Source organism: Pseudomonas sp. TWR1-1-4, from assembly GCF_049897165.1.
Classification (GTDB): domain Bacteria; phylum Pseudomonadota; class Gammaproteobacteria; order Pseudomonadales; family Pseudomonadaceae; genus Aquipseudomonas; species Aquipseudomonas canadensis.
This window is the reverse complement of the sequence record NZ_JAFCVS010000005.1, coordinates 403,608-428,007: the sequence shown is the minus strand read 5'-3', so window position 1 is coordinate 428,007 and position 24,400 is coordinate 403,608. Positions and strand designations below refer to the sequence as shown.

The following is a 24,400-nucleotide window of genomic DNA, read 5'->3' as shown; positions in this document are numbered from 1 at the left end:
CAGTGGTTCGCTGGCGTCGCAAAGGCAAATGCCGAGGCGACGACGCGTTACAAAGCCAGGCACTGCGCTTAGACTTGAGACGGGTTTGTTTTCCTGGGGCAAGTCCACCAATTCGGGAGAGAGTTTTCATGAAGCTAGTCACTGCCATCATCAAGCCGTTCAAGTTGGACGATGTGCGCGAGTCGTTGTCCGAGATCGGCGTGCAGGGCATTACCGTTACTGAGGTCAAAGGCTTCGGTCGGCAGAAGGGTCATACCGAGCTGTATCGCGGCGCGGAATACGTGGTCGATTTCCTGCCGAAGGTGAAGATTGATGTCGCCATTGACGACAAGGATCTTGATCGGGTTATCGAGGCGATAACCAAGGCCGCCAACACCGGCAAGATTGGTGACGGCAAGATCTTCGTGGTCAATCTGGAACAGGCTATTCGCATCCGTACCGGCGAAACCGATACCGACGCAATCTAAGCCGCCAAACCCCAACGCCCCAGGAGAAAACAATATGACTCTGCGTAAATTCGCAGGGCTCGGAGCCCTGTTGTCCATCGTAATGCCAAGCCTGGCCATGGCGGCAGACGAAGTGGCTGCTCCAGTCCTCAATTCCGGCGACACCGCCTGGATGCTGACCGCCACCGCTTTGGTGCTGTTCATGACCATCCCTGGCCTGGCGCTGTTCTACGGCGGCATGGTCCGCTCCAAGAATATTCTGTCGGTGATGATGCAGTGCTTCGCGATCACCGGCCTGATCAGCATCCTGTGGGTCGTCTACGGCTACAGCATCGCGTTCGATACCACCGGTATGGAACAGGGCGTCGTCAATTTCAACTCCTTCTTCGGCGGCATGGGCAAGGCGTTCCTGGCGGGCGTGACCCCAGCCAGCATCACTGGCCCTGCGGCATTGTTCCCGGAAGCGGTGTTCATTACCTTCCAGATGACCTTCGCCATCATCACCCCGGCGCTGATCGTCGGTGCCTTCGCCGAGCGTATGAAGTTCTCTGCGATGCTGATCTTCATGGCGATCTGGTTCACCCTGGTCTACGCGCCGATCGCGCACATGGTGTGGAGCGGCAACGGTGGCCTGATGTGGGACTGGGGCGTGCTGGACTTCGCCGGCGGCACCGTGGTGCATATCAACGCCGGTGTGGCTGGCTTGGTGGCGTGCATCGTGCTCGGCAAGCGCAAAGGCTTCCCGACCACCCCGATGGCTCCGCACAACCTGGGTTACACCCTGATCGGCGCGGCGATGCTGTGGATCGGCTGGTTCGGCTTCAACGCCGGCTCCGCGGCTGCGGCCAACGGCACTGCCGGCATGGCGATGCTGGTCACCCAGATCGCTACCGCTGCTGCTGCACTAGGCTGGATGTTCGCCGAGTGGATCACCCACGGTAAGCCAAGCGCACTGGGCATTGCCTCGGGCGTAGTCGCTGGTCTGGTTGCAATCACCCCAGCCGCAGGCACCGTGGGCCCGATGGGCGCCCTGGTGATCGGCCTGGTTGCCGGTGTGATCTGCTTCTTTTGCGCCACCAGCCTCAAGCGCAAGCTGGGCTACGACGACTCCCTGGACGCCTTCGGCGTGCACGGTATCGGCGGCATCGTCGGTGCGATCCTCACCGGTGTGTTCGCAGCCCCTGCGCTGGGCGGCTTCGGCACGGTGACTGACATCGCTGCGCAAGTCTGGATCCAGTGCAAAGGCGTTGGCTTCACTGTGATCTACACGGCGATCGTGACCTACATCATCCTCAAGGTGCTGGACATGGTCATGGGCCTGCGGGTGACCGAAGAGGAAGAGGCCGTCGGCCTCGACCTGGCGCAACACAACGAACGCGGCTACAACTTGTAATAGCGTGAAAAAAAGATGCCCGGCTTGCCGGGCATTTTTTTGTCTGTTGTTTGTCAGTCATAACGAGCTGTACCGGTTTTTATCCAGTGTTTGTGATGGGATGCACTCGGCACTTTTCTGCGTGCCAATGTCTTACAGGCATGTGGGCGTATTCGGCACTTTGTTTTTTCCCAGAGCGCGCTAGAATGCGCGCCGATGGGCGGAGAACTGTATGTGGCAACAGACCCTGATTACCCTGCGGGCCAAGCCCCGGGGCTTTCACTTGGTAACCGATGAGTTGCTGGCCGGCTTGCCTGAATTGAAGGCCTGTCGCGTGGGCTTGTTGCATCTGTGGCTGCAGCACACCTCGGCCTCGTTGACCGTCAACGAGAATGCCGACCCGGCGGTTCGCCGTGACTTCGAGCGTTATTTCAACTCGCTGGTGCCCCAAGGCCTTGCAGGGTTTGAACACAACGACGAAGGTCCGGATGACTTGCCGGCGCACTTCAAGGCCAGTCTCCTGGGCTGCCAGCTGAGTTTGCCGGTGAAGGCCGGCCGCTTGGCGATGGGGACCTGGCAAGGTGTTTATCTGGGCGAGCACCGTGATCATGGCGGTGCTCGTAAAGTCCTCGCCACCTTGCACGGTGACGGGGCATAAGCCACTGGTTATCCAGTGGATGTTGATTTTTTTCCGGCAGCCGTCGACAGAGGGTGAAGCTGGGCTATAACTAATCTGCTTTTCGCAAGTCATGAGGTAGAACATGAGCGACGATGATCTGGAAAACGACGAACTCGAAGTAGGTGACGAAGACGACACCGAAGAAGGTCTTGAAGCGGCGGCGGAAGACGTTGCTGACGACGACGGTGGCGATGATGCACCTGTCCCGGCTGCCAAAGGCAAAGCCAAGGCAGCGGTGTCGGTAGACGAATTGCCGAGCGTTGAAGCCAAGAACAAAGAGCGTGATGCCCTGGCCCGTGCGATGGAAGAATTCCTCGCTAAAGGCGGCAAAGTGCAGGAAGTCGAGGCCAACGTGGTGGCGGATCCACCGAAGAAACCGGATAACAAGTACGGCAGCCGACCTATCTGAGGTCAGTCACCTGCTTGTAGGAAAAGCCCGCCGTCGCTGCGGGCTTTTTCATGCCTGCGGGCAGGTAACCTGTAGGAGCCGGCTTGCCGGCGATGGCGTCCTTGAAATATGTGCTGGACTCAAGGGGCTCATCGCCGGCAAGCCAGCTCCTACAGGTTGATTATTTCCAGCTCTGGAGCAGTGGCGCCAGCTCGTTCAAGTTGCGAATCTCTGCGTCAGGGCGTTTATCGGCGTCCCATTTTTTGCCCGTCGGGTTAAACCACACCGCTCGAAGCCCCGCCTGCTGCGCCCCAGCAATGTCATCCCCTGGGTGATCGCCAACGTGCACCGCTGCATTGGCATCCACCCCACCACGCTGCAACGCCTCCTGAAACAACCGCGCATCCGGCTTGGCAATGCCGATATCTTCGGCGCGCAAGGCAAAATGAAAGTAATCCGCCAGGCCAACACGCTGCACATCGGCATTGCCGTTGGTGATCACCCCCAGCAGGAAGTGCCGGCGCAGCGCCCGGAGCATGGGCTCCGCTTCGGGGAAGGGGGTGAGTTGGTGCCGCGCGTGAATGAACGCTTCGAAGCACACATCCGCCATTTGCGTAGCCTCGGGCTGTGGATAACCGGCTTCTTCAAACGCATGCATCAACACCCGGTGGCGCAGGATGCTGATTCGGTGTTTCAGCTCGGGATGGCGTTCCAGCACCTGTTGGCGAAGACTGGCGAAGTGCTCCAGCGGCAAGTCGCCGACCTTGGTCGCATGGGTGGCCAGCCATTCTCGCATCGACGCTTCGGCACTGATGATGACGGGTACGTTGTCCCAGAGTGTGTCGTCCAGGTCGAAGGTGATCAGCTTGATACTCATGAGTCGCCGCCCTTGATTCGTTTGGCCCGTGGATGGGCGCTGTCGTACACCGTTGCCAGGTGTTGGAAGTCCAGATGGGTGTAGATCTGTGTGGTCTTGATGTCGGAGTGGCCGAGCAGCTCTTGAACCGCGCGCAGGTCCTGGGATGATTCCAGCAGGTGGCTGGCAAAAGAGTGTCGCAGCATGTGTGGGTGCAGGTTCTGGCCCAGCTCGCGCTCGCCGGCGGCCTTGACCCGCACTTGAATCGCCCGTGGCCCCAGGCGCCGGCCTTGCTGGCTGACAAACACCGCATCATCCGCCGGATTGGTCAGCAGGCGCAGCGGTAACCACAGGAGCAAGGCTTCGCGGGCTTTGCGGCCCACCGGCAACACGCGGGTCTTGCTGCCTTTACCGAGTACCTGCACCAGGCCGTCCGCTAAGTCCAACTGGTCGAGATTCAAGCCAGTCAGCTCCGACAGGCGCAGGCCCGATGAATAGAACAGCTCAAGGATGGCCTGGTCGCGATGGGCCAGGAAGTCATCTTCAACGGCGCCATCCAGCAATTGCAGGGCGCGGTCGGTATCCAGGGTCTTGGGCAGGCGCCGTTCGCCCTTGGGGGGTGACAGGCCGTTGGCCGGGTCGTGATCGCACAGGCCTTCGCGGTTCAAATAGTGATAGAGCCCGCGTACCGCCGAGAGCAGTCGCGACAGGCTGCGCGAGGATTGACCTGCCTGGTGCAGGCGTGCGATCAGGCTGCGAAGGCTCTGGATATCCAGGGCCTTCCAGCTGCCGATCTGTTGTTTTTCGCAGTACGCCAGGACCTTGTTCAAGTCCCGCCGGTAGGCTTCCAGGGTGTGGGGCGACACCTGGCGCTCGTTGCGCAGGTGAGCGCAATAAGCGTCCAGTTGCCGTTCCATGGCTAGCGCACCGCGCGCAGGGCGGTGGTGAAGCGCGGCAGGACGCGGCCCAGTACCTCGGCGATGTAGGTCAGGAACAGCGTGCCCACTGAGCTTTTGTAATGCTGTGGATCACGGCTGGCGATGGCCAGCACGCCGTGCAGGCCTTGATGGCTGAGCGCGACTACCGCCGTGGAACCGATCTGCTTGCGCTGTTCGGCACCAAACAGGAAGTCCAGCTCATGTTCGCGCAAGGTGCCGCTGATGGTCTTGCCTTCGGACAGCAGGCCGCCGATGGCGGTTTGTGCGTCGCTGCCACTGACCCAGCGTCCCACCGGCATCGGGTTGTCGCTGAACAGGATCAGGCTCACGAACGGCACCTGGAAGTCCTGGCGCAGGCTGTCTTCCACGGCGATCACCGTTTCTTCCAGGCTGGTAGCGTCCATCAGGGTCAGGATCAGGCGGCGGGTTTTCTCGAACAGGCGGTCGTTGTCGCGGGCGACGTCCATCAGGTGCGAGAGCTTGTGGCGCATCTCGATATTACGCTCGCGCAGGATCTTCATCTGCCGCTCCACCAGCGACACCGTGTCACCACGTTGGTGGGGGATGCGCAGCGCCGGCAGCAGTTCTTCGTGCTCGACGAAGAAGTCCGGATTAGCCTCAAGGTACGCCGCGACGGCAGCGGCCTCCAGACTTTCGCTCGGGAACGCTTCTGCGGGTACTTGAGGCTTATCGGTCATTGGATTGGCTCACTCATAGACGGACCTGTCCTTCGTATACGCGCGAGGCCGGCCCGGTCATCATCACCGGGTGGCCTGGGCCTGCCCACTCGATGGACAAGCGTCCACCGGGCAGGTCGATCAGCAGCGGCGAATCCATCCACCCCTGGCTGATCGCGGCCACGGCAGCGGCGCATGCACCGGTACCGCAGGCCTGGGTTTCGCCGGCGCCGCGTTCCCATACACGCAATTGCGCGCGGGTACGGTCGATCACCTGCAGGAAACCCACGTTGACCCGCGCCGGAAAGCGCGGGTGGTGTTCGATTTTCGGCCCCAATTCATGCACGGGGGCGTTATTGATGTCGTTGACCCGCAGCACCGCATGAGGGTTACCCATGGACACGGCGGCGATATCGATGGTCTTGCCATCAACGTCCAGTGCGTAGCTGACAGCTTGCTCGGTAGCCTGGAACGGGATGTCCGCCGGCACCAGGCGTGGCGCGCCCATGTTGACACTGATCTGGCCATCACTGCGGATATCCAGCTCGATCACGCCACTCTTGGTCTCGACGCGGATCTGCCGCTTGGCGGTCAGGCGCTTGTCCAGCACAAAGCGGGCGAAGCAGCGTGCGCCGTTGCCGCACTGTTCCACTTCGGAACCGTCGGAGTTGAAGATCCGGTAACGGAAATCCACCTCCGGGTTGCTCGGCGCTTCGACGATCAGCAATTGGTCGAAACCAATGCCGGTGTGACGGTCGCCCCACTGTTTAGCGTGCTTGGGCAGGATATGCGCGTGCTGGCTGACCAGGTCGAGGACCATGAAATCATTGCCCAGCCCGTGCATCTTGGTAAAACGCAGCAGCATGGCTTACTCCGGCAGCAGGCTTTCGCCAGCATACAACTCGGCTACCGTCTCGCGGCGACGCACTTCAAACGCTTGATCACCGTCCACCAACACCTCGGCGGTACGGCCGCGGGTGTTGTAGTTGGAACTCATGACAAACCCGTAGGCACCGGCCGAATGCACGGCCAGCAGATCGCCTTCTTCCAGGGCCAGCTGACGGTCCTTGGCCAAGAAGTCGCCGGTCTCGCAGATCGGGCCGACGATGTCGTAGGCGCGGGCTTCGCTGGCGCGCGGCGTCACGGCGGTGACATTCATCCAGGCCTGGTACAGCGCCGGGCGGATCAGGTCGTTCATCGCCGCATCGACGATGGCGAAATCCTTGTGCTCGGTGTGCTTGAGGTACTCGACCTGGGTCAGCAGCACGCCGGCATTGGCGACGATATAGCGGCCAGGCTCGAACATCAGCGTCAGGTCACGGCCTTCGATGCGCTCGCGCACAGCCTGGATATAGTCGGCAATCAGCGGCGGCTCTTCGTCGCGATAACGCACGCCCACGCCACCACCGAGGTCGATGTGGTGCAGGTAGATGCCGCATTCACCGAGACGGTCGATCAACGCCAGCAGGCGGTCGAGCGCATCCAGGAACGGCGGCAGCGTGGTCAGTTGCGAGCCGATATGGCAGTCGACACCCAGCACTTCCAGGTTCGGCAGTTGCGCGGCGCGGATGTATACGTCCTCGGCGTCGGCAATGGCGATGCCGAACTTGTTCTCTTTGAGACCGGTGGAAATGTATGGGTGGGTGCCGGCATCGACGTCCGGGTTGACGCGCAGGGAGATCGGCGCGCGAACGCCCATTTCGGCGGCCACGACCTGCAGGCGTTCCAGCTCGTCGGTGGATTCGATGTTGAAGCAATGCACGCCGACTTCCAGGGCGCGGCGCATGTCATCGCGGGTCTTGCCGACGCCGGAGAACACGATCTTGTCAGCCTTGCCGCCAGCGGCCAGTACACGTTCCAGCTCGCCACGCGACACGATGTCGAAACCAGCGCCGAGGCGGGCCAGGACATTCAGTACGCCGAGGTTGGAGTTGGCCTTGACCGCGTAGCACACCAGGTGCGGCACACCGTCGAGGGCATCGGTGAACGAGCGGTACTGGGCTTCGATATGCGCACGGGAATACACATAGGTTGGGGTGCCAAAGCGCTGGGCAATCGCGGACAACGCCACGCCTTCCGCGAACAGCTCGCCGTCCCGGTAGTTAAAAGCGTCCATGGAAGTCCCTTATTCGTAGGTGTCGTGCTTATGCGCTTTGGAAGGCTTTTGCGACGATTGCGCCTGTTCATTCGGATCTTTGCTGTCATCGGGCAGGTACAGCGGGCCTTTTTGACCACAGGCACTAACGAGGCAAGCGACCGCGACGAGCGCAGCAAGGGAAGAGATCAGGCGCTTCATGGCGAAATCCTTGAATATGCATTAATTGCGCCCGAGTATACCGACCACCCGCCAGCTTGCCTATGCGCTGGAATACCCGTCCGGCGGGGGTTTGCCGACACGGCCGGGAAGCGGACTACGCTGCTTGAGGATTTTTCACACCGTCAATCGTGTTGAAATCGGTATCCTTTGCAATCGGCGGGGCTCGCCCGTATCGTGCGGCGCTTGAGCAAAACCAGACACTTTTGAGGTTGCCACAATGAGTTTGACCGAAGCCCGTTTTCACGACCTGGTGGATTCGACCCAGCAGGCGCTGGAAGATATTTTCGACGACAGCGGCCTGGACGTGGACCTGGAAAACTCAGCCGGCGTGCTGACCGTCAAGTTCGAAAGCGGCCAGCAACTGATCTTCAGTCGCCAGGAGCCGCTGCGTCAGCTGTGGCTGGCGGCGCGCTCCGGTGGCGTGCACTTCGACTACGACGAAGAAAGCGGCAAATGGCAGTGCGACAAGAGTGAAGAGCTGCTGAGTGAAATGCTCGTGCGCCTGGTCAGCGAGTACACCGGCGTCGACCTGGATTTCGACGAGATCTGATGGTGACCCAGCCTGCACCCGCCCGCCCGCCCAAGCCGCTGTTCAGTAATGTCAGCCCCGCGGTGCCATCACCTTGTATCAGTTTGTGTCGCCTGGATGAGCAGAAAGTCTGCCTCGGCTGCTTCCGCCACGTGGAAGACATCCGTGAATGGCGCTCTGCCGACGACGCGCGGCGCCGGGTGATCTGCGCCGAGGCCGAGCAGCGCCGGGCCCACGCCTGAGCCCGTCTTGTTTATTTGTGACGCTGTGGTAGTGTCCGGGTACGCCTCAACTCATCGAGGCCCGTGAGAACCCCGCCTTTTCCTGGCGGGGTTTTGCTTTTTTGTGCAGGAAAAAGGAGTCTGCCTGAATCATGACCACCGCACCGTCCATCATCCTCACCCGTCTTGACGTGCAGCGTCTGGAGCAACTGATCGACCGCTTGGGCGACGAATCTCCCGGTGTCGAAGCGTTGCAAGCCGAACTCGACCGCGCCGAAGACGTGGTTGGTCACGATGAAGTGCCTGCGGGTGTCGTGACCATGAACTCCAGCGTGCATTGCCGTGAGCAAGGCAGCGGCAAGGACTACCACCTGACCCTGGTCTACCCGAAACACGCCAATGCGGACGAAGGCAAGATTTCGATCCTGGCGCCGGTCGGCAGCGCTTTGCTCGGCCTGAAGGTTGGGCAGCACATCGATTGGCCGGCTCCGGGTGGCAAGACGCTCAAGCTGGAATTGCTCAGCGTTGAAGGCCAGCCCAAGGATGGCGGCGCCTTCCCTCTCTAAATCTGACTCAGCGCCACGTTGAGCGACAGCTCCAGCTCGGCCTTGTAACGCAGGTACAGGTTGCTCGGGCTTTGCACATCGCCGAGCAGGCCGGACAGGTCCAGGTCGGTGATGTAGCAGCGGTAACGCTCGATCTCCCGGCGTTGCCCGACGATTTCCTGGGCGACCACTGCAAAGAGTTGGTCGCCAAATTCCAGTTCGGAAAACTCTCGCTGATTGCAGTACAAGGTAATGCCCACCTGGCCTGGGGCGGCCTTGCCGATAATCGCCTGCACGTCGTAAAACGGTTTGTTCGCCGGGTTCAGCGGCGCAGGTCGAGGTTCGATGCCGCGCGCGCGGCCGTTGCCAGATGGCAATAGCTGGTAATACAAGACCTGTACCGCGCCCAGCGGCTCTTGCGGGTCCAGCGGCGACAGCGCGTCCCGGCGATAAATGATCGACTGCAAGAAACGCTGCAACGGCGCCAACAGGCTCTGTTCATCGTGAAACGGCAGGCGCTGTTGCCAGAGCGCGTTGAATTCATCCAGCACATACAGCTCGGCGAAGCCTTCGTTGACCCGGTAGAACACCTGCACGCAATCGGCCATCCCCATCGGCAGCAGCAACGCCAGGTCGTGGTCTTCCAGGGCCATGGCGTCCAGGTGCAACGGGCTGTAGTTGGCTAATTCTTCGCTGAGGTAGGCGATCAGCGCATCCTGGGTCGGCAGGGATACATGGGTGGCCTGGCCCGGAATCAGCTCCATGACGTGATAGTGCTGCTGCACTTGAAGCAAATAGCGGTGATTGCCCTGGCCGAGCAGCAGGTTCTGCGCGGTGTCGAAGATTTCTTCCACGCGCTGGGCAATGAATTGCGCACGGTTGTGACAGAAACAGCGTACCCGCAGGCGTGGCAGATGGTCCGGCGGCAACTGGTTAAGGTAGTCGCGCAGGCAGTCGAGCAGCGCGTGCGGGCCGTCAAAGCGGCTGACCATCACCTCGTTCCAGCTGTTGAGCGTGACCTGGTCCAGGGTCAGCACCAGGTTGTCGCGTACACCGGCATAGCTCAGGGAGTCGGTGCGCTCGGTGGTCATCAGGATATTCAGGTCGCGGTGATGCTTGAGCGGGTCGACGCCGACGTTGATCAGCAACAACACTTCCTCCGGCACGGCCGAGCGCAGCAGGCGCTCTTCATCCACACTGGCCAGGGGCAGGGCGATGGTTTGTTGCAGGCTGCCCAGCAGGTTGAACAGCTCGAATTCGGTCATGTCGCTGGTGCCGGGGTGCAAGGCCAGGCGGGTGCTGCTGTCGATCACGCCGTTGCGATGGCACCAAGTGAGCATTTCCAGCAGGTCGCGGCTGCGCTTGATCGGCGCAAAATGCTCCCATTCCAGCGCCGTGAGGTTACCGTTGTAAAGGCCCCAGTGGTGCTGGCCCGGCTCCTTGCGGTTGGGCGATTGCACCAGGGTCAGGGTGTCTTCGGCCAAGTCCGGGGCAATGCCGGGGTTGATGAACTCGACCTTGCCGGCCTTGCGTTCAAAGGCGGCGTACAGGCGCCTACCCAGCACATTGAGGTCGCGCTTGTTGATCAGGCTGACCGTTTGTTCGGTGCGGGCGAATTGGTTCAGGAAGCGGTAACTGTAATTGAGCTCGCTGACCAGCGCCCGACGCTCGGAGGCAACTTGGCGCACCTTCCATTGACTGCGGCTGTCGAGCAACGCCAATTGGCGCTGGTCCCAGCCCCATTCATGGGCCAGGCGCTCCAGCAGCAGGCGTTGCCAACTGGTGGTGCGCTGGCCCGCGCTGAGCTTGCGGTTGACCTTCAGGTACAGCGCGCGCCGCACCAGTTCCAGGCGCTCGGGCTCGTTGCGGGCCTTGAGGTATTCCTCGATGCGGCGATACACCACGATGTACGGGTCCAGCTCATCCAGATCCATCTGGTTGGCGAACACCGCTCGCTTGAAGCGCAGGCTCAGGCAGTGCACGTTCGGGTGTTCGCTGGCGTAGACCTCGGTCAGCAGCAGCTTGAGCACGGATTTGTAGGGTGACTCGATGCCTTTGAACAGTTGCCACAGCCCGGCACCAATGAATTCGCCTGGGGGAATGCGCGCCAGGTGACCCAGGTCGAGGGTTTCGTCGGCGCGGATAAAACGCTTGGAAATCAGCGTGTGGGTGAACTCGGCATAACGGGTTTCTTCATACACCGGCACCAGCCACCAGATCGGTGTGCGTCCGGCCAGCCAGATGGCGGTGCGGTAGAACTCATCCAGCAACAGGTAATGCTGAGTGGTGCCGCAGTCGTCGGAGCTCAGTTGCGTGTCACGCTCTCCGAGCACAAAGCGTGTCGGCTCGATCAGGAAGAAGTGCGCCTCGGCGCCCATGGTCAGGGCCCAGGCCTCCAGCAACTGGCACTTTTTGCGCAGTTCGGCCAGCTCAGTTTCGCTCAGGTCCGGGGCGTGACACACCCACACATCCATATCGCTCTGGTCGGCCTGGGCCAGGGTGCCCAGGCTGCCCATCAGGAACAGGCCATGGATCGGTCGCGGCGGGTTGCCGTGGCGCGGTTTGTAGGAGAACGAACGGGTCAGGCGCTGGGCTTCGGTGAGGGCTTGGGCGTCCGGTTCGTAATTAGACAAGCCTGCCGGCGTACTGCCCGACACATAACCTGGCAGCAACGGATGGTTGACGTGGAAAAACAGCGGCAACAGGTTCAGCACGCTTTGCTGGCGCGGCGTCAGCCCCTCGATGGCCCGGGCCATGCGGCCTTCATTGAGGGCCATGAACCGCGCGCGCAACTGGGCCAGCACCTTGCGGTCGATGCCTTCGTCCAGGTCGGGGCGGATTTCATGGGTGCGGGTCATGTCGAACTCGGTGGCTCGCAGGGCCCGACGTGGGCGGCCGTGTAGGAGTTTACAGCCAGTAGCGTAGGAGTTTTAGAGGCAAATGGTTTTTGACGTCAGAATTTTTGCACTTACACAGCAACGCCCTTGGAATCCGCAAAGGGCGGACTCCATGGGCGGTATCCGGTATCAGGCGGCTTCTTTGGTCGTGGCAGTGGTCAAGATAGTCAGCAGGGTCTGGGCCTGCTCTGCGGCGTCCCGGCCAAGGCTGGTCAGGTAGCCCCCGTCCGGCTGGTCGATAAGTCCTTTCGCGTGAAGGCGTTTGGCAGCGGCGATGGCAGTCGGCGCGGCGGTCTGGTGGACTTTCAGACCTTCTTTGGTGCTGTCCAATGGGAAGAGTACAAGGATTTCCAGTTCGGCAACCAACTCAGGGGTATACGACATAAGGACTCCAGACTTTCTAAGAATTTATTAGAGGCTAGCAGGCCATAAGGTGAACGCACTTTGCCGAACTGTCCAGTGTGTTGCCGCGTGTTGGATTTATTGCTTTTCGGGCGGCAATTCCGGCAGCGCGCGCAGTGCAGTTTCATACCATTCGGTATTGAAGGCGCGGTCCTCTTCCAGCAGCGCGTCGATCTCGATAGCCAGCACGTGAGCCATCAGTTGCAGGATCTCTTCACGCTCGTAGCCCACCAAGGTCAGCTTGTTGAACGTGGCCTTGGCGGCCGGTGGGTTTTCGCTCTCGATCTGGTTCTCGATCGCTTCGATCAGGGTGGTTTCGGCGAATTCTTCTTCGTCGTTGTCGATATCGGTCGGCTCGCTCATGGCAGGCTCCTCAAGGAAAGGGCGCCAGTCTAACTCCATTCAGGCCGGTGATGCTTCTGGTCAGGGCTGGCGTCGGGATCTATAACACTTGCAGCCAACCCCATTCCCGGCCTGGAGGCACCTGCAATGCTCAAGCTCTACGGATTCTCGGTCAGTAACTACTACAACATGGTCAAGCTGGCGCTGCTGGAGAAAGGGCTGCCGTTCGAAGAGGTGCCCTTTTATGCCGGGCAAACCCCGGAGGCTTTGGCCGTCAGCCCGCGCGGCAAGGTGCCGGTGCTGGGCGTGAAGCAGGGGTATATCAACGAGACCAGCGTGATCCTCGAATACATCGAACACACCCAGGAAGGGCCGGCACTGCTCCCGGCCGAGCCGTTCCAGCGTGCACAGGTGCTGGCGCTGTGCCGAGAAATCGAGCTGTACATCGAGTTGCCTGCCCGTGCGTGTTTTGCCGAGGCGTTTTTTGGCATGCCGGTACCGGAGGCAATCAAGGAGAAGTCCAAGGCCGAGTTGCTGTTGGGTTTCGGGTCGTTGGGCAGGCACGGCAAGTTCGCACCCTATGTGGCGGGGGAGAGTTTCACCATTGCCGATCTGTATTTCATGTACAGCGTGAACCTCGCCTGCGCGGTGGGCGAGAAGCTGTTTGGCCTGGATCTGCTGGCTGAAATGCCGGCGGCCAAGGCGTTGCTGGAAAGGTTGCACGCCATGCCCAACGCTCAGAAAGTGGCGGCGGACAGGGAGGCGGCAATGCCGGCGTTTATGGCGATGATCGCGGCCAAGAAATAGATTTTTGGCGTCTGGCAGGACGCTATCGCGGGCAAGCCCGGCTCCCACATTGGAATGCGATTTCCTGTGGGAGCTGGCTTGCCTGCGATGCTTTTAGCGGCTGGCGAGCAATTCCTGGCCGCGCAACACAGCTGCTTTCACCTGCGCCGGTGCAGTACCGCCGATGTGATTACGGGCATTTACCGAGCCTTCCAGGGTCAGCACGGCAAACACGTCCTGCTCGATCTGGTCACTGAACTGACGCAGTTCTTCCAGGCTCATTTCCGCCAAGTCCTTGCCGGTGTCCACGCCGTACTTAACTGCGTGGCCGACGATTTCGTGGCAGTCGCGGAACGGCAGGCCACGGCGTACCAGGTAGTCCGCCAGATCAGTCGCGGTAGAGAATCCGCGCAGCGCCGCTTCACGCATGATCGCGTGCTTGGGCTTGATCGCCGGGATCATGTCGGCAAACGCGCGCAGTGAGTCGCGCAGGGTGTCGGCAGCGTCGAAGAGCGGTTCCTTGTCTTCCTGGTTGTCCTTGTTGTAGGCCAGGGGTTGGCCTTTCATCAAGGTCAGCAGGCCCATCAAGGCGCCGAACACGCGGCCGCTCTTGCCACGCACCAGTTCGGGGACGTCGGGGTTTTTCTTTTGCGGCATGATCGAGCTGCCGGTGCAGAAACGGTCCGGCAGGTCGATGAACTGGAATTGCGCGCTGGTCCACAGCACCAGCTCTTCGGAGAAACGTGACAGGTGCATCATGGCGATGCTCGCGGCGGCACAGAATTCGATAGCGAAGTCACGGTCCGACACGCCATCCAGGGAGTTGCCGCCTACGGCGTCGAAGCCCAGCAATTGCGCGGTGTATTCGCGGTCGATCGGGTAGGTGGTGCCGGCCAGCGCGGCGCTGCCCAATGGCATGCGGTTGGCGCGCTTGCGGCAATCCACCAGGCGCTCGTAGTCGCGGCTGAGCATTTCGAACCAGGCCAGCAGGTGGTGGCCGAAGGTCACAGGCTGTGCGGTCTGCAGGTGAGTGAAGCCCGGCATGATGGTGTCCGACTCACGCTCGGCCTGTTCCAGAAGGCCTTTTTGCAGGCGGGTGATTTCGGACAGGATCAGGTCGATTTCATCACGCAGCCACAGGCGGATATCGGTGGCCACCTGGTCATTACGGCTACGGCCGGTGTGCAGCTTCTTGCCGGTCACACCGATGCGGTCGGTTAGGCGGGCCTCGATGTTCATGTGCACGTCTTCCAGGTCGACGCGCCAGTCGAAGGTGCCGGCCTCGATCTCGCCACGGATGGTGGTCAGGCCGTCGATGATGCTGTCGCGCTCGGCGTCGGTCAGCACGCCGACCTTGGCCAGCATCGTCGCGTGGGCGATGGAGCCCATGATGTCGTGGCGGTACAGGCGCTGGTCGAAGGTGACGGAGGCGGTGAAGCGGGCGACGAAGGCGTCGACGGGTTCACTGAAGCGGCCGCCCCAGGACTGGTTGGTCTTGTCGGTGCTCATGGATTCGCTCGTGATCTGCTTAATAAAGAGGCATGGAAGTGTGCCGGCGATAATAACAGGGTTGCCCGTGGACGCGGTGCTGCGGGTCGTCGGCATTTTTATTTGTGCAAAGGATGGCTAAGTGCCTTGCCGCCGAACGCGTCCAGGACGAGACTGGGTACAGGGGTTTATTGAAACGATATTTGACGATTGAGCAATGTCGTCTCAGTGAGCGTCTACAGTTGGACTGATAGTGTGTGAATGCACCAAAGTCGGGTGATGCGGTCAGAGCCCAGACTATCCATTTAAAAAGGGGGGTATTCGGATTGTGTATCAGCAAACCCTACGACGATGCCCGAAGGCAGCAGGTCTTGGGCGCTATTGAACAGGTCCGGGTAAATATGGGTGCCACTCTCAGGGCACTTTTTGCCGCTCGCGCTAGTCTTAGCGTGGATCGCTGTGACGCAAGTCACCGCACCTGTCTACGCTATCCTTGTGCGAGACTCACGCAGGAATCCAGCGCAATATGAATGTCCTGATCGTTGATGACGAACCCCAAGCCCGCGAGCGACTGAGCCGTTTGGTCAGTGATCTCGAGGGTTACGCAGTACTCGAACCGAGCGCCACCACGGGCGAAGAGGCCTTGACGCTGATCGACAGCCTCAAGCCGGATGTGGTGTTGCTCGATATCCGTATGCCAGGCCTCGATGGCCTGCAAGTTGCCGCCCGACTGAGCGAGCGAGAGTCGCCACCCGCCGTGGTGTTTTGCGCAGCAGGCGATGAGTTTTCCGCGGAGACGCTGGAAGCTAGCGGTGTCAGCTTCCTCACCAAACCGGTGGCTGGCGAAGCATTGCTCAAGGCCCTGAAAAAAGCCGAACGCCCAACCCGTGTGCAACTCGCCGCCCTGACTCAGCCAGCAGCCCAGAGTGGCAACGGGCCGCGCAGCCATATCAGCGCACGCACCCGCAAAGGTATCGAGCTGATCCCCTTGGGCGAGGTGGTCTATTTTATCGCCGATCACAAGTATGTGACCTTGCGCCATCAGGGCGGCGAAGTGCTGCTCGATGAACCGCTCAAGGCGCTTGAGGATGAATTCGGCGACCGCTTCGTGCGTATCCACCGCAATGCGCTGGTGGCCCGCGAGCGAATCGAACGCCTGCAACGCACGCCCCTGGGCCACTTTCAGCTATTCCTGAAAGGCCTTAACGGTGACGCGTTGATCGTCAGCCGACGGCACGTCGCCGGTGTGCGCAAGATGATGCAGCAGCTTTAGCCCCAGGGCTGTGGCGAGGCTTGCATTCCATATCCCGGTGCGACGAGGCCAGGGAGGCCCCGCACTTGCTGATTCAAATCAAAGCGTATTTGCCTGAGCTGTTATTATCTGCCGTATCTATTCAGTACGGATTGATCCATGTCCTCTCGCGAAATCCGCATCGCCACCCGTAAAAGCGCCCTGGCCTTGTGGCAGGCCGAATACGTCAAAGCACGCCTGGAACAGGCCCATCCTGGTCTCAAGGTGTCCCTGGTGCCCATGGTCAGTCGCGGTGACAAGCTGCTCGACTCGCCACTGTCGAAGATCGGCGGCAAGGGTTTGTTCGTCAAGGAACTGGAAACCGCGCTGCTGGAAAACGAAGCCGACATCGCCGTGCATTCGATGAAAGACGTGCCCATGGACTTCCCCGAAGGCCTGGGCCTGTTTTGCATCTGCGAGCGCGAAGATCCGCGTGATGCTTTTGTATCCAACACCTACGCGTCCCTGGATGAGTTGCCTCTGGGTAGCATCGTCGGCACGTCGAGCCTACGTCGTCAGGCACAGCTGCTGACCCGTCGCCCGGACCTGCAGATCCGCTTCCTGCGCGGCAACGTCAACACCCGACTGGCCAAGCTGGACGCCGGTGAATATGACGCGATCATCCTCGCCGCGGCCGGCTTGATTCGCCTGGGCTTCGAAGACCGCATCACCTCGGCCATCAGTGTCGAGGACAGCCTGCCTGCAGGCGGACAGGGCGCCGTGGGTATCGAATGCCGCACCGCCGACAGTGAAATCCACGCCCTGCTCGAACCCCTGGATCACCATGACACCGAAGTCCGCGTCACGGCCGAGCGTGCCCTGAACAAGCACCTCAACGGTGGCTGCCAGGTGCCGATCGCCTGCTACGCCGTGCTTGAAGGTGAAAATCTTTGGTTGCGTGGCCTGGTGGGCGATCCGGACGGCGGCACCCTCCTGACCGCCGAGGTGCGCGGCCCGCAGCGTGAAGCCACGGCCTTGGGTATCCAGGTAGCCGAGGAGCTGCTGGACAAAGGCGCTGGTGCCATCCTGCAGAAAGTCTACGGCGAGGCCGGTCCGCAGTGACTGAATGGCGCGTGTTGCTGACACGGCCTGCCGAGGAGTCGGTGGCCCTGGCCGCCTCGTTGTCCGAAGCTGGCATTTTCAGCAGCAGCCTGCCTTTGCTGGATATTGAGCCGCTCCCCGTCACGCCTGAACAGCAATCCGTCTTCCATGACCTGGGGCGTTACTGTGCGGTGATCGTCGTCAGTAAGCCGGCGGCGCGCCTTGCCGTGGTGCAGCTGGATCGCGCATGGCCACAGCTGACGTGGTTCAGTGTCGGCGCGGCTACCGCGCAGGTGCTGGCCGAGCATGGCCTCAATGTTCAGTATCCGCCTACTGGCGACGACAGCGAGGCTTTGCTTCAATTGCCCGCGTTACGCGAGGCTATCGCCCGCCCGGATGCCCAGGTGTTGATCCTGCGCGGCGAGGGCGGTCGGGAGCTGCTGGCGGAGCGTTTGCGTGAACAAGGTGCTAGTGTCGACTATCTGGAGTTGTATCGCCGTTTCCTGCCGGCCTACGACGCCGGGGCACTGATGCAACGCATCCAGTTGGAACGCTTGAACGGCCTGGTGGTCAGCAGTGGGCAGGGTTTTTTACACCTGCAAACCCTGGCTGGAGCCGATTGGCCCCAAGTGGCACAGCTGCCGTTGTTCGTGCCAAGCCCGCGAGTCCTAGAGATGGCGCGGGCCGCTGGCGCAGAAAAAGTTGTGGATTGTCGCGGCGCGAGTGCCGCGGCTTTGTTAGTGGCGATACGGAGCTATCCCGTTCCCACTCTCTGAAACGCAAAGGACGGATACGTGAGCGAAACAGCCTTGCCTAAAGATGAAACCCAACCCGCACTTGATGCGCCGGTTGAGTCACCGGTCTCCGCGCCGCGCCGTGGCAATGGCCTGGCAATCGTCGCCCTGTTGCTCGGCGTTGCTGGTGTGGCCGCTGGCGGTTGGGGAATCTGGCAGGTCCGCGCCCTGCAAGCCAGCAGCCAGCAGCAGCTGGGCCAGGTGCAGACCCTCGATGACCAATCCCAGTCCCTCAAGCAAAGCCAGCAACAACTGGCAGCGCGACTGGCGCAGTTGCCGGCTGCGGATGAGCTGGAGGAGCGCCGTCGCCTGGTGGCCCAATTGCAGGGTGATCAGCAGCGCCTGAGCCAACGCCTGGAAACTGTGCTGGGATCCAGCCGCAAGGACTGGCGCCTGGCTGAGGCGGAGCACTTGATTCGCCTGGCGAGCCTGCGCCTTTCTGCCCTTCAGGATATCAACAGCGCCCAGGCGTTGGTCCAGGGTGCCGACGAGATTCTTCGCGAGCAAAGCGATCCAGGCGCCTACGCCGCGCGTGAGCAGTTGGCCAAGAGCCTTGCCGCGTTGCGCAGTACCGAGCAGCCAGACCGCACCGGGTTGTACCTGCAATTGGCGGCCTTGCGTGATCAAGTGGTGCAACTGGCAGCTATCGCTCCTGAATATCAGTTGACCGAACCTGCTTCCCAGGGGCGTCCAAGCACCGATACGGAAAGCCGCTGGAGCCAATGGTGGGAGCAGATTTCCCGTTACTTCCGCATCGACTTCAACCCGGATGACAACATCCGTCCGCTGCTGGCCGGCCAAGGTTTGAACCAAGTGCGCCTGGCCCTGAGCCTGGCGCTGGAACAGGCGCAATGGGCAGCGCTCAATGGTGAGTCGGCGGTTTATAGCCGCTCATTGGGCGAGGCGCGCAGCGTGTTGCAGGACAACTTCAACCAGGACAACCCGCAGAGCAAGGCGATGCTGGCGCGTATCGCCGAGCTTGAGCCCAAGGCGGTATCGGTGGTGACGCCGGACCTGGCTGCGAGCCTTGCTGCCGTGCAGGCGTACCTTGAACGTCGTCATCTGTCTGCCGACGAAGCCAAGGCGGCGGCCACGCCGGCGAAGCAGGAGTAGAGCCGATGAAACGTTTCTATGTGATTCTGGTGCTGGCGATTGCAATCGCGCTGGCACTGGCCGTGGGCATTTCGAAACACACCGGCTACGTGCTGATTACCTACCCTCATGTGCTGCATTACGAGTCGAGCTTGTGGGCGACCTTGGTAGCGGTGTTTGCCATCGGCCTGGCGATCTACTTGGTCCGTGTGCTGCTGAGCCTGGTCACCACCTCCGGTGGGGTGGTCAACCCGTGGTCGCGGCGTAACCGCAGCCGTCGCGTGCAGATCGCCATCGAGCAGGGCCAGATGGACCTCGCCGAAGGCCGCTGGGCCAGTGCCGAGCGCCACTTGCACCGTGCAGCCGAAGCCGAGCGTCAGCCACTGCTCTACTACCTCGGCGCAGCCCGTGCCGCCAATGAGCAGGGGCGTTACGAAGAGTCCGACGGTCTGCTGGAGCGCGCCCTGGAGCGTCAGCCCCAAGCCGAGCTCGCGGTTGCCCTGAGCCATGCACAACTGCAACTGGACCGCGGCGATACTGACGGCGCACTGACCACCTTGCAGGCCATGCACGAACGTCATCCCCACAACGCCCAAGTCCTGCGTCAATTGCAGCGTTTGCATCAGCAGCGGGGCGATTGGTCGTCGGTGATCCGCCTGCTGCCGGAACTGCGCAAGGATAAAGTGCTGCCCGCCAGCGAGCTGGCCGAGCTTGAGCGTCGCGCGTGGGGCGAGAACCTGAGCCTCGCGGCCCAGCGTGAAGAGCAGGGCGAGGCCGGCTTGCAATCCCTCGAGCGGGCCTGGCAGCAACTCACTTCAGCCCAGCGCCAGGAGCCGCAATTGGTGTTGGCTTATGCCGAGCAACTGCGCCAGTTGGGCGCCGATGCCAACGCCGAAGAAGCGCTGCGTGGTGCGATCAAGCGCGGCTACGACAGCCACCTGATTCGACTCTACGGCTTGCTGCGTGGCAGTGACTCCGCCAAGCAATTGAAGTTTGCCGAAGGTTGGCTCAAGGATCACCCAGGTGATGCCAGCCTGCTGCTGACGCTTGGCCGCCTGTGCTTGCAAAACAGCCTGTGGGGCAAAGCGCGGGATTATCTGGAAAGTAGCCTTCAGGTGCAGCGTAATCCCGAGGCCTGTGCCGAGTTGGCGCGATTGTTGGCGCAACTGGGTGATACGGAGCGCAGCAACCAGCTGTTCCAAGAGGGGCTGGGGTTGTTGGATAACCGTTTGCTGGCGTCACCGCTGCCTGTTCCGGTCCGCGCTTGATGTAGGCGATGGTTGATGGTCGGCTCGGATATGTCTGGCAGCCACCCCCTCATTACGTAGAAAAGACGGGCTGTAGAGCGTTTGTGGGCGGCGTCCGACGCTCAATAGCCCAACGTCTTCCATCTTCTGGCGGTAAGTCCTTACCGTCTCGCGGAATCGTCTGCTCTGGCACGTATTGAAAGGGGTCAGGCCTTTCCTCTACCGTAGCGACCTATCTTTCGCGGTGCGGATAAAGCATGTCTTTGGCCCCTTCACGCTCCTTGTTTTTCCTTGCGTTCCTGGCAGGTGCGCTGACATTGGGCGCGTCCTTTTACCTCGAGTTCGGCGTCTCCTTGCGCCCCTGCTTCCTGTGCCAGATGCAAAGGGGGTTCCTGGCTGCTTTCACATTGATCAATCTGGTCGCCGTGATCCATAACCCCCAGCGCTCCGTGGGCTGCGTGTATGGGCTGGCGGGCATGGCCTTCGCGTTGCTCGGCGCCATTACCGCCACACGCCAGGTATTGCTACAAAACGCCGCACCGGGTCAGGCGGCTGATTGCTGGCCTAGCCTGCACTACATGATCGAAAACCTGTCGTTTTCGCAGGCCCTGCAATTGACGGTCAAAGGCACTGTTGACTGTGTGGAGATCAACTGGACGCTGTTTGACTTGAGTGTGCCGGAATGGAGCTTGTTGTTCTTCGTCGGGATGTTGATCCTGGGGGGCATGCAGTTTTCACGGCTGCTTTTAAGCCATCATTTGCGTCCGGTGAGACGCTGAAGGTCAGTTGCGGTTCGTAGGACGGGATTAAACACTTGTATGAACTTTCTGTCCTGCGTACCTTGAAGCCACAGTCATGCGGGCATAATCTGGCCCGCACGTATGATTGAAACCGTTTGTCAGATGCGGCCTTGTCCGGCTGCTGCTTTATCCTTGAAGTGTTGCGCGGGCACCAGGCGGCAGCGCCCCTATAGGGAAGAGAGATCATCATGCTGGAAAGTTGTCAGAATGCTCAGGAACGCTGGGGTGGGGTGCACAAGCTGATCGACAGCTGGCTGAAGGCACGTCACGAACTGGTTCGGGCCTTTGATGCGCTCGGCGCCAAGCCCGAGGCACTGGCGCAGAACCGTGAACCGTTGCAGGATTTTTGCGGTGTGTTGGTGGACTACGTGTCAGCCGGCCATTTCGGCGTCTACGAACAGCTGACCAAGGAAGCGGAAGCCTTCGACGATCAGCGTGGCCTGGAATTGGCTGAGACCCTTTACCCGCGCATCGATGCCATTACCGAGAAGCTGCTGGCGTTCACCGACCTGTGTGATGCCGGGCAATGTGTTGCAGAGAAATTCAAAGAATTGGGCGCACTGCTTCACGAGCGTTTCGAATTGGAAGACTGCCTGATCGAAGTGCTGCACAACGCCCACAAGGAAGAGCCTGCCACTCAGGCCTGACCCTCGATAGCCATACAAAAAACGGTGCGCATGACGCACCGTTTTTTATTGGATCAGGAACGCGTTCCGAGCAATTCGATCTCGAACACCAATGGCGTGTAAGGCGGAATCAATTCGCCGGCGCCATCCGCGCCATAGGCCTGGGCCGATGGAATCACCAGCCGCCATTTCGCCCCCACCGGCATCTGTTGCAGCGCAATGCTCCAGCCGCTGATCACACTGTTCAGGCGAAACCATTGTGGTTGTGTGCTCTGGTCGAACACCGTGCCATCGGGTAACCGCCCCACGTATTTCACTTGGACCTGGTCGCTGGCTTTGGGTTTTTCACCTGTGCCAGAGGTGAGTTCGGTGAGCAGGATTCCATCCGCCAATTCACGCACGCCTTTTACCGCTTTTTCTTTGCTCAGGAATTGTTGTTCGGCCGCGAGTGCTTTTTCGCTTTGAGGCGCCTGTGCGTCGGCTTCGTTTTGTGCTTCGTGCTGGGCGAGAATCTGTTCGATGCGAGCGTTGTCCAGCGCCAAGGGTTTGCCTTGGTAGGCTTGTTTGAGGCCTTCGATCAGCGCCTGGATTTGCAGGTCGGGGACCTCCTGGCGCAGGCGTTCACCAAGGCTGGCGCCCAGGCTGTAGGCGAGGTCATGCTGATTCTGATCAGTGTTTTTTGTCGGCAATTGATCGCTTGCATTGGCCACCGAAACCGCCAAGCCCAGCACAAGAAAAAGGTAACGCGACATGGGCATTCTCCCGCCGAAAGTGCGACGGATTATGCCAGTGTGAAGGCGCAAAAAGTGCCGTGTATTTTCGTTATATCGATAAGAATTTTCACACGGTGCAACGCAAGGCAAACGATACTGTCAACATGCCCTAGCGGCGGTAAGAGCAGAGGGCTAGTATGAGCCGCACCCACGTCAGCCAGGAGGTAAACCATGTCGGCCAAACAGAAGCCTGTTAATACCCCGTTGCACTTACTCCAACAACTCTCGGGCAGCTTGCTCGAACATCTGGAAAGCGCTTGTTCCCAAGCTCTGGCCGATGCAGAAAAACTGCTCGCCAAGCTGGAAAAACAACGCGGTAAAGCGCAAGAAAAGCTGCACAAATCCCGCACCAAACTGCAAGACGCCGCCACTGCCGGCAAGGCCAAGGCACAAGCCAAAGCCAAAGACGCTGTCAAAGAACTTGAGGACCTGCTGGACGCCCTCAAGGATCGCCAAGCTGAAACCCGCGCCTACATTTCCCAACTGAAAAAAGATGCCCAGGAAAGCCTGAAACTGGCCCAGGGCGTTGGTCGTGTGAAGGAAGCTGTGGCTAAAGTGCTGGGTGCTCGTACCCCTGCAAAAGCGGTTGCAGCGAGCGCGTCGAAAAAGCCAGCGAGCAAGGCTGTTGCTGCCAAGGCACCTGCTAAAGCTGTGGCAAAACCTGCTGCCAAAACTGCTGCTGTGAAACCAGCCGCCAAGCCAGCTGCCAAAGCCGCTGCTGCGAAACCAGCCGCCAAGCCAGCGGCCAAAACCGCTGCTGCGAAACCAGCCGCCAAGCCAGCTGCTAAAACCGCTGCTGCGAAACCAGCCGCCAAGCCAGCTGCTAAAACCGCTGCTGCGAAACCAGCCGCCAAGCCAGCTGCTAAAACCGCTGCTGCGAAACCAGCCGCCAAGCCAGCTGCCAAAACTGCTGCTGTGAAACCAGCCGCCAAGCCAGCTGCCAAAACTGCTGCTGCGAAACCAGCCGCCAAGCCAGCTGCCAAAACTGCTGCTGCGAAACCAGCCGCCAAGCCAGCTGCCAAAACTGCTGCTGCGAAACCTGCCGCTAAGCCAGTTGCTAAACCTGCTGCTGCGAAACCAGCCGCTAAGCCAGTTGCTAAACCTGCTGCTGCAAAACCGGCCGCCAAGCCAGCCGCTAAACCTGCTGCTGCGAAACCAGCCGCGAAGCCAGCTGCTAAACCTGCCGCTGCAAAACCCGCTGCGAAGCCAGCCATTGCCAAGCCAACTGCCGCAAAACCAGCACCGGCCAAGCCAGCAACGCCTGCTGCTGCCCCGGTAGCGTCCACCGCTCCAACTGCACCGGCCAGCAGCGCGACTGCCCCGGTAGCGCCAAGCACCACTCCAACCAGCGCTTCTTAAGCGTTGGTGACCACGACGCGCAGCTGCTGCAGCGCGTCGTGGTCAAGGTTGGCGGCATCCTCAGCTGCCAGTCCTTCCAGCCAGTGCAGTTGATCTATCGCATTCCCTATAGGCCATGTTTGCGCCAACGCTTCCAGGCGCCCCAGCAACTGCCGTTCGGCGTCCAGCTCCAGGGCCTTGACTCGCTCGCGCAACCCAGCCAAATCCTCATCCTGCTGCGCCATGGCGCGCCATTGTGTGCGCACCCGTCTTAGCGGTTCGATCACGTCTGTCTGCCAAGGCCTGGCGATGTGCTTCAGCGCCTGTATGCGTTCGGCGGTTACTGTCACCGCACGCTGTTCCAGCCACGCGCCACACAGCAACAGGCACACGTCTGCACCTTGCGCCTGCAAACGCAGGCAAGCGGCTTCGCACCCTGGGCGGGCGTAAGTCGAGAGGGCAAAGCTCCACAGGTCAGCGTACATATTCACACCCAAGCCAGCGGCCAACGAAGC

At 60.8% G+C, this 24,400-nt stretch carries 28 protein-coding genes; 16 read left to right on the top strand and 12 right to left on the bottom strand.

Annotation, left to right across the window (positions count from 1 at the left end):
- The first annotated feature begins 128 nt into the window (after window positions 1-128).
- The 4 genes from glnK to sutA all read left to right on the top strand — a co-directional run bounded on the left by glnK (window position 129) and on the right by sutA (window position 2,906).
- Window positions 129-467 carry a P-II family nitrogen regulator gene (glnK, locus tag ACP7C6_RS17785; RefSeq protein ID WP_002555808.1) on the top strand — a complete coding sequence of 113 codons (339 nt, stop codon included), beginning with the start codon at window positions 129-131 and terminating at the stop codon, window positions 465-467.
- Between the two features lie 34 nt (window positions 468-501).
- Entirely contained in the window at window positions 502-1,839 is a 1,338-nt protein-coding gene (locus ACP7C6_RS17780; RefSeq protein ID WP_016975881.1) for an ammonium transporter, read from the top strand.
- Window positions 1,840-2,050: 211 nt separating this feature from the next.
- On the top strand, window positions 2,051-2,476 hold the full coding sequence (locus tag ACP7C6_RS17775; RefSeq protein ID WP_010567185.1) for a secondary thiamine-phosphate synthase enzyme YjbQ: 426 nt from the start codon (window positions 2,051-2,053) through the stop codon (window positions 2,474-2,476).
- A gap of 103 nt (window positions 2,477-2,579) precedes the next feature.
- Window positions 2,580-2,906 carry a transcriptional regulator SutA gene (gene sutA / locus ACP7C6_RS17770; protein WP_015886504.1) on the top strand — a complete coding sequence of 109 codons (327 nt, stop codon included), beginning with the start codon at window positions 2,580-2,582 and terminating at the stop codon, window positions 2,904-2,906.
- Window positions 2,907-3,066: 160 nt separating this feature from the next.
- Here the strand turns inward: sutA and ACP7C6_RS17765 are convergent, their stop codons facing one another.
- From ACP7C6_RS17765 to lptM, 6 genes are read right to left on the bottom strand one after another with little or no spacing between them, the layout of a single operon-like run.
- A complete protein-coding gene (locus tag ACP7C6_RS17765) occupies window positions 3,067-3,762 on the bottom strand; it encodes an HAD family hydrolase (protein WP_426109052.1) in 696 nt (231 codons plus the stop codon).
- Complete coding sequence (xerC, locus tag ACP7C6_RS17760; RefSeq protein WP_028618449.1) at window positions 3,759-4,658, bottom strand: tyrosine recombinase XerC; 900 nt, start codon at window positions 4,656-4,658, stop codon at window positions 3,759-3,761. The genes ACP7C6_RS17765 and xerC overlap by 4 nt, the downstream gene beginning before the upstream one ends.
- A 2-nt stretch (window positions 4,659-4,660) precedes the next feature.
- Entirely contained in the window at window positions 4,661-5,377 is a 717-nt protein-coding gene (locus tag ACP7C6_RS17755; RefSeq protein ID WP_068935429.1) for a DUF484 family protein, read from the bottom strand.
- Between the two features lie 13 nt (window positions 5,378-5,390).
- Window positions 5,391-6,221: a diaminopimelate epimerase gene (gene dapF, locus ACP7C6_RS17750; RefSeq protein ID WP_028618447.1), complete on the bottom strand. Its 831-nt coding sequence runs from the start codon at window positions 6,219-6,221 to the stop codon at window positions 5,391-5,393.
- Window positions 6,222-6,224: 3 nt separating this feature from the next.
- Window positions 6,225-7,472: a diaminopimelate decarboxylase gene (gene lysA, locus ACP7C6_RS17745; RefSeq protein WP_068935427.1), complete on the bottom strand. Its 1,248-nt coding sequence runs from the start codon at window positions 7,470-7,472 to the stop codon at window positions 6,225-6,227.
- A gap of 9 nt (window positions 7,473-7,481) precedes the next feature.
- Window positions 7,482-7,652: an LPS translocon maturation chaperone LptM gene (lptM, locus tag ACP7C6_RS17740; RefSeq protein WP_010207449.1), complete on the bottom strand. Its 171-nt coding sequence runs from the start codon at window positions 7,650-7,652 to the stop codon at window positions 7,482-7,484.
- Window positions 7,653-7,890: 238 nt separating this feature from the next.
- On the opposite strand from lptM, the gene cyaY reads away from it, so the two are divergent.
- The 3 genes from cyaY (at window position 7,891) to rnk (ending at window position 8,989) form a co-directional block, all read left to right on the top strand.
- Window positions 7,891-8,223 (top strand): iron donor protein CyaY, encoded by a 333-nt coding sequence (gene cyaY / locus ACP7C6_RS17735; protein ID WP_028618445.1) that lies wholly within the window; start codon window positions 7,891-7,893, stop codon window positions 8,221-8,223.
- A gap of 2 nt (window positions 8,224-8,225) precedes the next feature.
- The gene (locus ACP7C6_RS17730) at window positions 8,226-8,444 is read left to right on the top strand and encodes a DUF1289 domain-containing protein (protein ID WP_028618444.1); all 219 of its coding nucleotides are present in this window, start codon (window positions 8,226-8,228) and stop codon (window positions 8,442-8,444) included.
- 131 nt (window positions 8,445-8,575) lie between these two features.
- A complete protein-coding gene (gene rnk, locus ACP7C6_RS17725; RefSeq protein WP_028618443.1) occupies window positions 8,576-8,989 on the top strand; it encodes a nucleoside diphosphate kinase regulator in 414 nt (137 codons plus the stop codon).
- Here rnk and ACP7C6_RS17720 read toward each other — a convergent pair.
- From ACP7C6_RS17720 to ACP7C6_RS17710, 3 genes are all read right to left on the bottom strand, one after another.
- A complete protein-coding gene (locus ACP7C6_RS17720) occupies window positions 8,986-11,826 on the bottom strand; it encodes a class I adenylate cyclase (protein WP_068935439.1) in 2,841 nt (946 codons plus the stop codon). The two genes, rnk and ACP7C6_RS17720, sit on opposite strands and share 4 nt — an antisense overlap.
- A gap of 168 nt (window positions 11,827-11,994) precedes the next feature.
- A complete protein-coding gene (locus tag ACP7C6_RS17715; protein WP_010207442.1) occupies window positions 11,995-12,249 on the bottom strand; it encodes a TIGR02647 family protein in 255 nt (84 codons plus the stop codon).
- A gap of 96 nt (window positions 12,250-12,345) precedes the next feature.
- On the bottom strand, window positions 12,346-12,630 hold the full coding sequence (locus ACP7C6_RS17710; protein ID WP_028618441.1) for a hypothetical protein: 285 nt from the start codon (window positions 12,628-12,630) through the stop codon (window positions 12,346-12,348).
- Between the two features lie 126 nt (window positions 12,631-12,756).
- On the opposite strand from ACP7C6_RS17710, the gene ACP7C6_RS17705 reads away from it, so the two are divergent.
- Complete coding sequence (locus ACP7C6_RS17705; protein ID WP_028618440.1) at window positions 12,757-13,416, top strand: glutathione S-transferase family protein; 660 nt, start codon at window positions 12,757-12,759, stop codon at window positions 13,414-13,416.
- A 93-nt stretch (window positions 13,417-13,509) separates the two neighbouring features.
- Here the strand turns inward: ACP7C6_RS17705 and argH are convergent, their stop codons facing one another.
- Window positions 13,510-14,904: an argininosuccinate lyase gene (gene argH, locus ACP7C6_RS17700; protein WP_028618439.1), complete on the bottom strand. Its 1,395-nt coding sequence runs from the start codon at window positions 14,902-14,904 to the stop codon at window positions 13,510-13,512.
- Between the two features lie 505 nt (window positions 14,905-15,409).
- Between argH and ACP7C6_RS17695 the strand changes: the two genes are divergently transcribed.
- The 7 genes from ACP7C6_RS17695 to ACP7C6_RS17665 all read left to right on the top strand — a co-directional run bounded on the left by ACP7C6_RS17695 (window position 15,410) and on the right by ACP7C6_RS17665 (window position 21,795).
- Complete coding sequence (locus tag ACP7C6_RS17695; protein WP_028618438.1) at window positions 15,410-16,156, top strand: LytR/AlgR family response regulator transcription factor; 747 nt, start codon at window positions 15,410-15,412, stop codon at window positions 16,154-16,156.
- A gap of 138 nt (window positions 16,157-16,294) precedes the next feature.
- Complete coding sequence (hemC, locus tag ACP7C6_RS17690) at window positions 16,295-17,236, top strand: hydroxymethylbilane synthase (RefSeq protein ID WP_028618437.1); 942 nt, start codon at window positions 16,295-16,297, stop codon at window positions 17,234-17,236.
- Window positions 17,233-17,991, top strand: coding sequence for a uroporphyrinogen-III synthase (locus tag ACP7C6_RS17685; RefSeq protein ID WP_028618436.1), 759 nt, complete (start codon window positions 17,233-17,235; stop codon window positions 17,989-17,991). Before hemC ends, ACP7C6_RS17685 begins: the two co-directional genes overlap by 4 nt.
- 18 nt (window positions 17,992-18,009) lie before the next feature.
- On the top strand, window positions 18,010-19,122 hold the full coding sequence (locus ACP7C6_RS17680; protein WP_028618435.1) for a uroporphyrinogen-III C-methyltransferase: 1,113 nt from the start codon (window positions 18,010-18,012) through the stop codon (window positions 19,120-19,122).
- A 5-nt stretch (window positions 19,123-19,127) separates the two neighbouring features.
- Window positions 19,128-20,369: a heme biosynthesis protein HemY gene (locus ACP7C6_RS17675; protein WP_426109051.1), complete on the top strand. Its 1,242-nt coding sequence runs from the start codon at window positions 19,128-19,130 to the stop codon at window positions 20,367-20,369.
- Between the two features lie 236 nt (window positions 20,370-20,605).
- Window positions 20,606-21,127 (top strand): disulfide bond formation protein B, encoded by a 522-nt coding sequence (locus ACP7C6_RS17670; protein WP_028618433.1) that lies wholly within the window; start codon window positions 20,606-20,608, stop codon window positions 21,125-21,127.
- A gap of 209 nt (window positions 21,128-21,336) precedes the next feature.
- A complete protein-coding gene (locus tag ACP7C6_RS17665; RefSeq protein WP_028618432.1) occupies window positions 21,337-21,795 on the top strand; it encodes an Rsd/AlgQ family anti-sigma factor in 459 nt (152 codons plus the stop codon).
- Between the two features lie 53 nt (window positions 21,796-21,848).
- On the opposite strand, the gene ACP7C6_RS17660 is transcribed toward ACP7C6_RS17665, so the two are convergent.
- Window positions 21,849-22,526: an FKBP-type peptidyl-prolyl cis-trans isomerase gene (locus ACP7C6_RS17660; RefSeq protein ID WP_028618431.1), complete on the bottom strand. Its 678-nt coding sequence runs from the start codon at window positions 22,524-22,526 to the stop codon at window positions 21,849-21,851.
- A 192-nt stretch (window positions 22,527-22,718) separates the two neighbouring features.
- Here ACP7C6_RS17660 and ACP7C6_RS17655 point away from each other — a divergent pair, with 192 nt between their 5' ends.
- Window positions 22,719-23,906 (top strand): AlgP family protein, encoded by a 1,188-nt coding sequence (locus tag ACP7C6_RS17655; protein WP_426109050.1) that lies wholly within the window; start codon window positions 22,719-22,721, stop codon window positions 23,904-23,906.
- On the opposite strand, the gene ACP7C6_RS17650 is transcribed toward ACP7C6_RS17655, so the two are convergent.
- Window positions 23,903-24,370 (bottom strand): TIGR02444 family protein, encoded by a 468-nt coding sequence (locus ACP7C6_RS17650; RefSeq protein ID WP_028618429.1) that lies wholly within the window; start codon window positions 24,368-24,370, stop codon window positions 23,903-23,905. The genes ACP7C6_RS17655 and ACP7C6_RS17650 overlap by 4 nt on opposite strands.
- Window positions 24,371-24,400: the final 30 nt, after the last annotated feature.

Excerpts from the sequence above, each read along its gene's own strand:
- rnk (WP_028618443.1), top strand. The coding sequence starts at position 8,576 with ATGACCACCGCACCGTCCATCATCCTCACCCGTCTTGACGTGCAGCGT.
- xerC (WP_028618449.1), bottom strand. The coding sequence starts at position 4,658 with ATGGAACGGCAACTGGACGCTTATTGCGCTCACCTGCGCAACGAGCGC.
- ACP7C6_RS17720 (WP_068935439.1), bottom strand. The coding sequence starts at position 11,826 with ATGACCCGCACCCATGAAATCCGCCCCGACCTGGACGAAGGCATCGAC.
- argH (WP_028618439.1), bottom strand. The coding sequence starts at position 14,904 with ATGAGCACCGACAAGACCAACCAGTCCTGGGGCGGCCGCTTCAGTGAA.
- ACP7C6_RS17705 (WP_028618440.1), top strand. The coding sequence starts at position 12,757 with ATGCTCAAGCTCTACGGATTCTCGGTCAGTAACTACTACAACATGGTC.
- ACP7C6_RS17670 (WP_028618433.1), top strand. The coding sequence starts at position 20,606 with ATGTCTTTGGCCCCTTCACGCTCCTTGTTTTTCCTTGCGTTCCTGGCA.
- ACP7C6_RS17710 (WP_028618441.1), bottom strand. The coding sequence starts at position 12,630 with ATGAGCGAGCCGACCGATATCGACAACGACGAAGAAGAATTCGCCGAA.
- ACP7C6_RS17675 (WP_426109051.1), top strand. The coding sequence starts at position 19,128 with ATGAAACGTTTCTATGTGATTCTGGTGCTGGCGATTGCAATCGCGCTG.
- ACP7C6_RS17695 (WP_028618438.1), top strand. The coding sequence starts at position 15,410 with ATGAATGTCCTGATCGTTGATGACGAACCCCAAGCCCGCGAGCGACTG.
- ACP7C6_RS17715 (WP_010207442.1), bottom strand. The coding sequence starts at position 12,249 with ATGTCGTATACCCCTGAGTTGGTTGCCGAACTGGAAATCCTTGTACTC.
- ACP7C6_RS17775 (WP_010567185.1), top strand. The coding sequence starts at position 2,051 with ATGTGGCAACAGACCCTGATTACCCTGCGGGCCAAGCCCCGGGGCTTT.
- ACP7C6_RS17650 (WP_028618429.1), bottom strand. The coding sequence starts at position 24,370 with ATGTACGCTGACCTGTGGAGCTTTGCCCTCTCGACTTACGCCCGCCCA.
- ACP7C6_RS17660 (WP_028618431.1), bottom strand. The coding sequence starts at position 22,526 with ATGTCGCGTTACCTTTTTCTTGTGCTGGGCTTGGCGGTTTCGGTGGCC.
- glnK (WP_002555808.1), top strand. The coding sequence starts at position 129 with ATGAAGCTAGTCACTGCCATCATCAAGCCGTTCAAGTTGGACGATGTG.
- ACP7C6_RS17765 (WP_426109052.1), bottom strand. The coding sequence starts at position 3,762 with ATGAGTATCAAGCTGATCACCTTCGACCTGGACGACACACTCTGGGAC.
- ACP7C6_RS17755 (WP_068935429.1), bottom strand. The coding sequence starts at position 5,377 with ATGACCGATAAGCCTCAAGTACCCGCAGAAGCGTTCCCGAGCGAAAGT.
- dapF (WP_028618447.1), bottom strand. The coding sequence starts at position 6,221 with ATGCTGCTGCGTTTTACCAAGATGCACGGGCTGGGCAATGATTTCATG.
- ACP7C6_RS17655 (WP_426109050.1), top strand. The coding sequence starts at position 22,719 with ATGTCGGCCAAACAGAAGCCTGTTAATACCCCGTTGCACTTACTCCAA.
- lysA (WP_068935427.1), bottom strand. The coding sequence starts at position 7,472 with ATGGACGCTTTTAACTACCGGGACGGCGAGCTGTTCGCGGAAGGCGTG.
- hemC (WP_028618437.1), top strand. The coding sequence starts at position 16,295 with ATGTCCTCTCGCGAAATCCGCATCGCCACCCGTAAAAGCGCCCTGGCC.
- sutA (WP_015886504.1), top strand. The coding sequence starts at position 2,580 with ATGAGCGACGATGATCTGGAAAACGACGAACTCGAAGTAGGTGACGAA.
- ACP7C6_RS17665 (WP_028618432.1), top strand. The coding sequence starts at position 21,337 with ATGCTGGAAAGTTGTCAGAATGCTCAGGAACGCTGGGGTGGGGTGCAC.
- cyaY (WP_028618445.1), top strand. The coding sequence starts at position 7,891 with ATGAGTTTGACCGAAGCCCGTTTTCACGACCTGGTGGATTCGACCCAG.
- lptM (WP_010207449.1), bottom strand. The coding sequence starts at position 7,652 with ATGAAGCGCCTGATCTCTTCCCTTGCTGCGCTCGTCGCGGTCGCTTGC.
- ACP7C6_RS17780 (WP_016975881.1), top strand. The coding sequence starts at position 502 with ATGACTCTGCGTAAATTCGCAGGGCTCGGAGCCCTGTTGTCCATCGTA.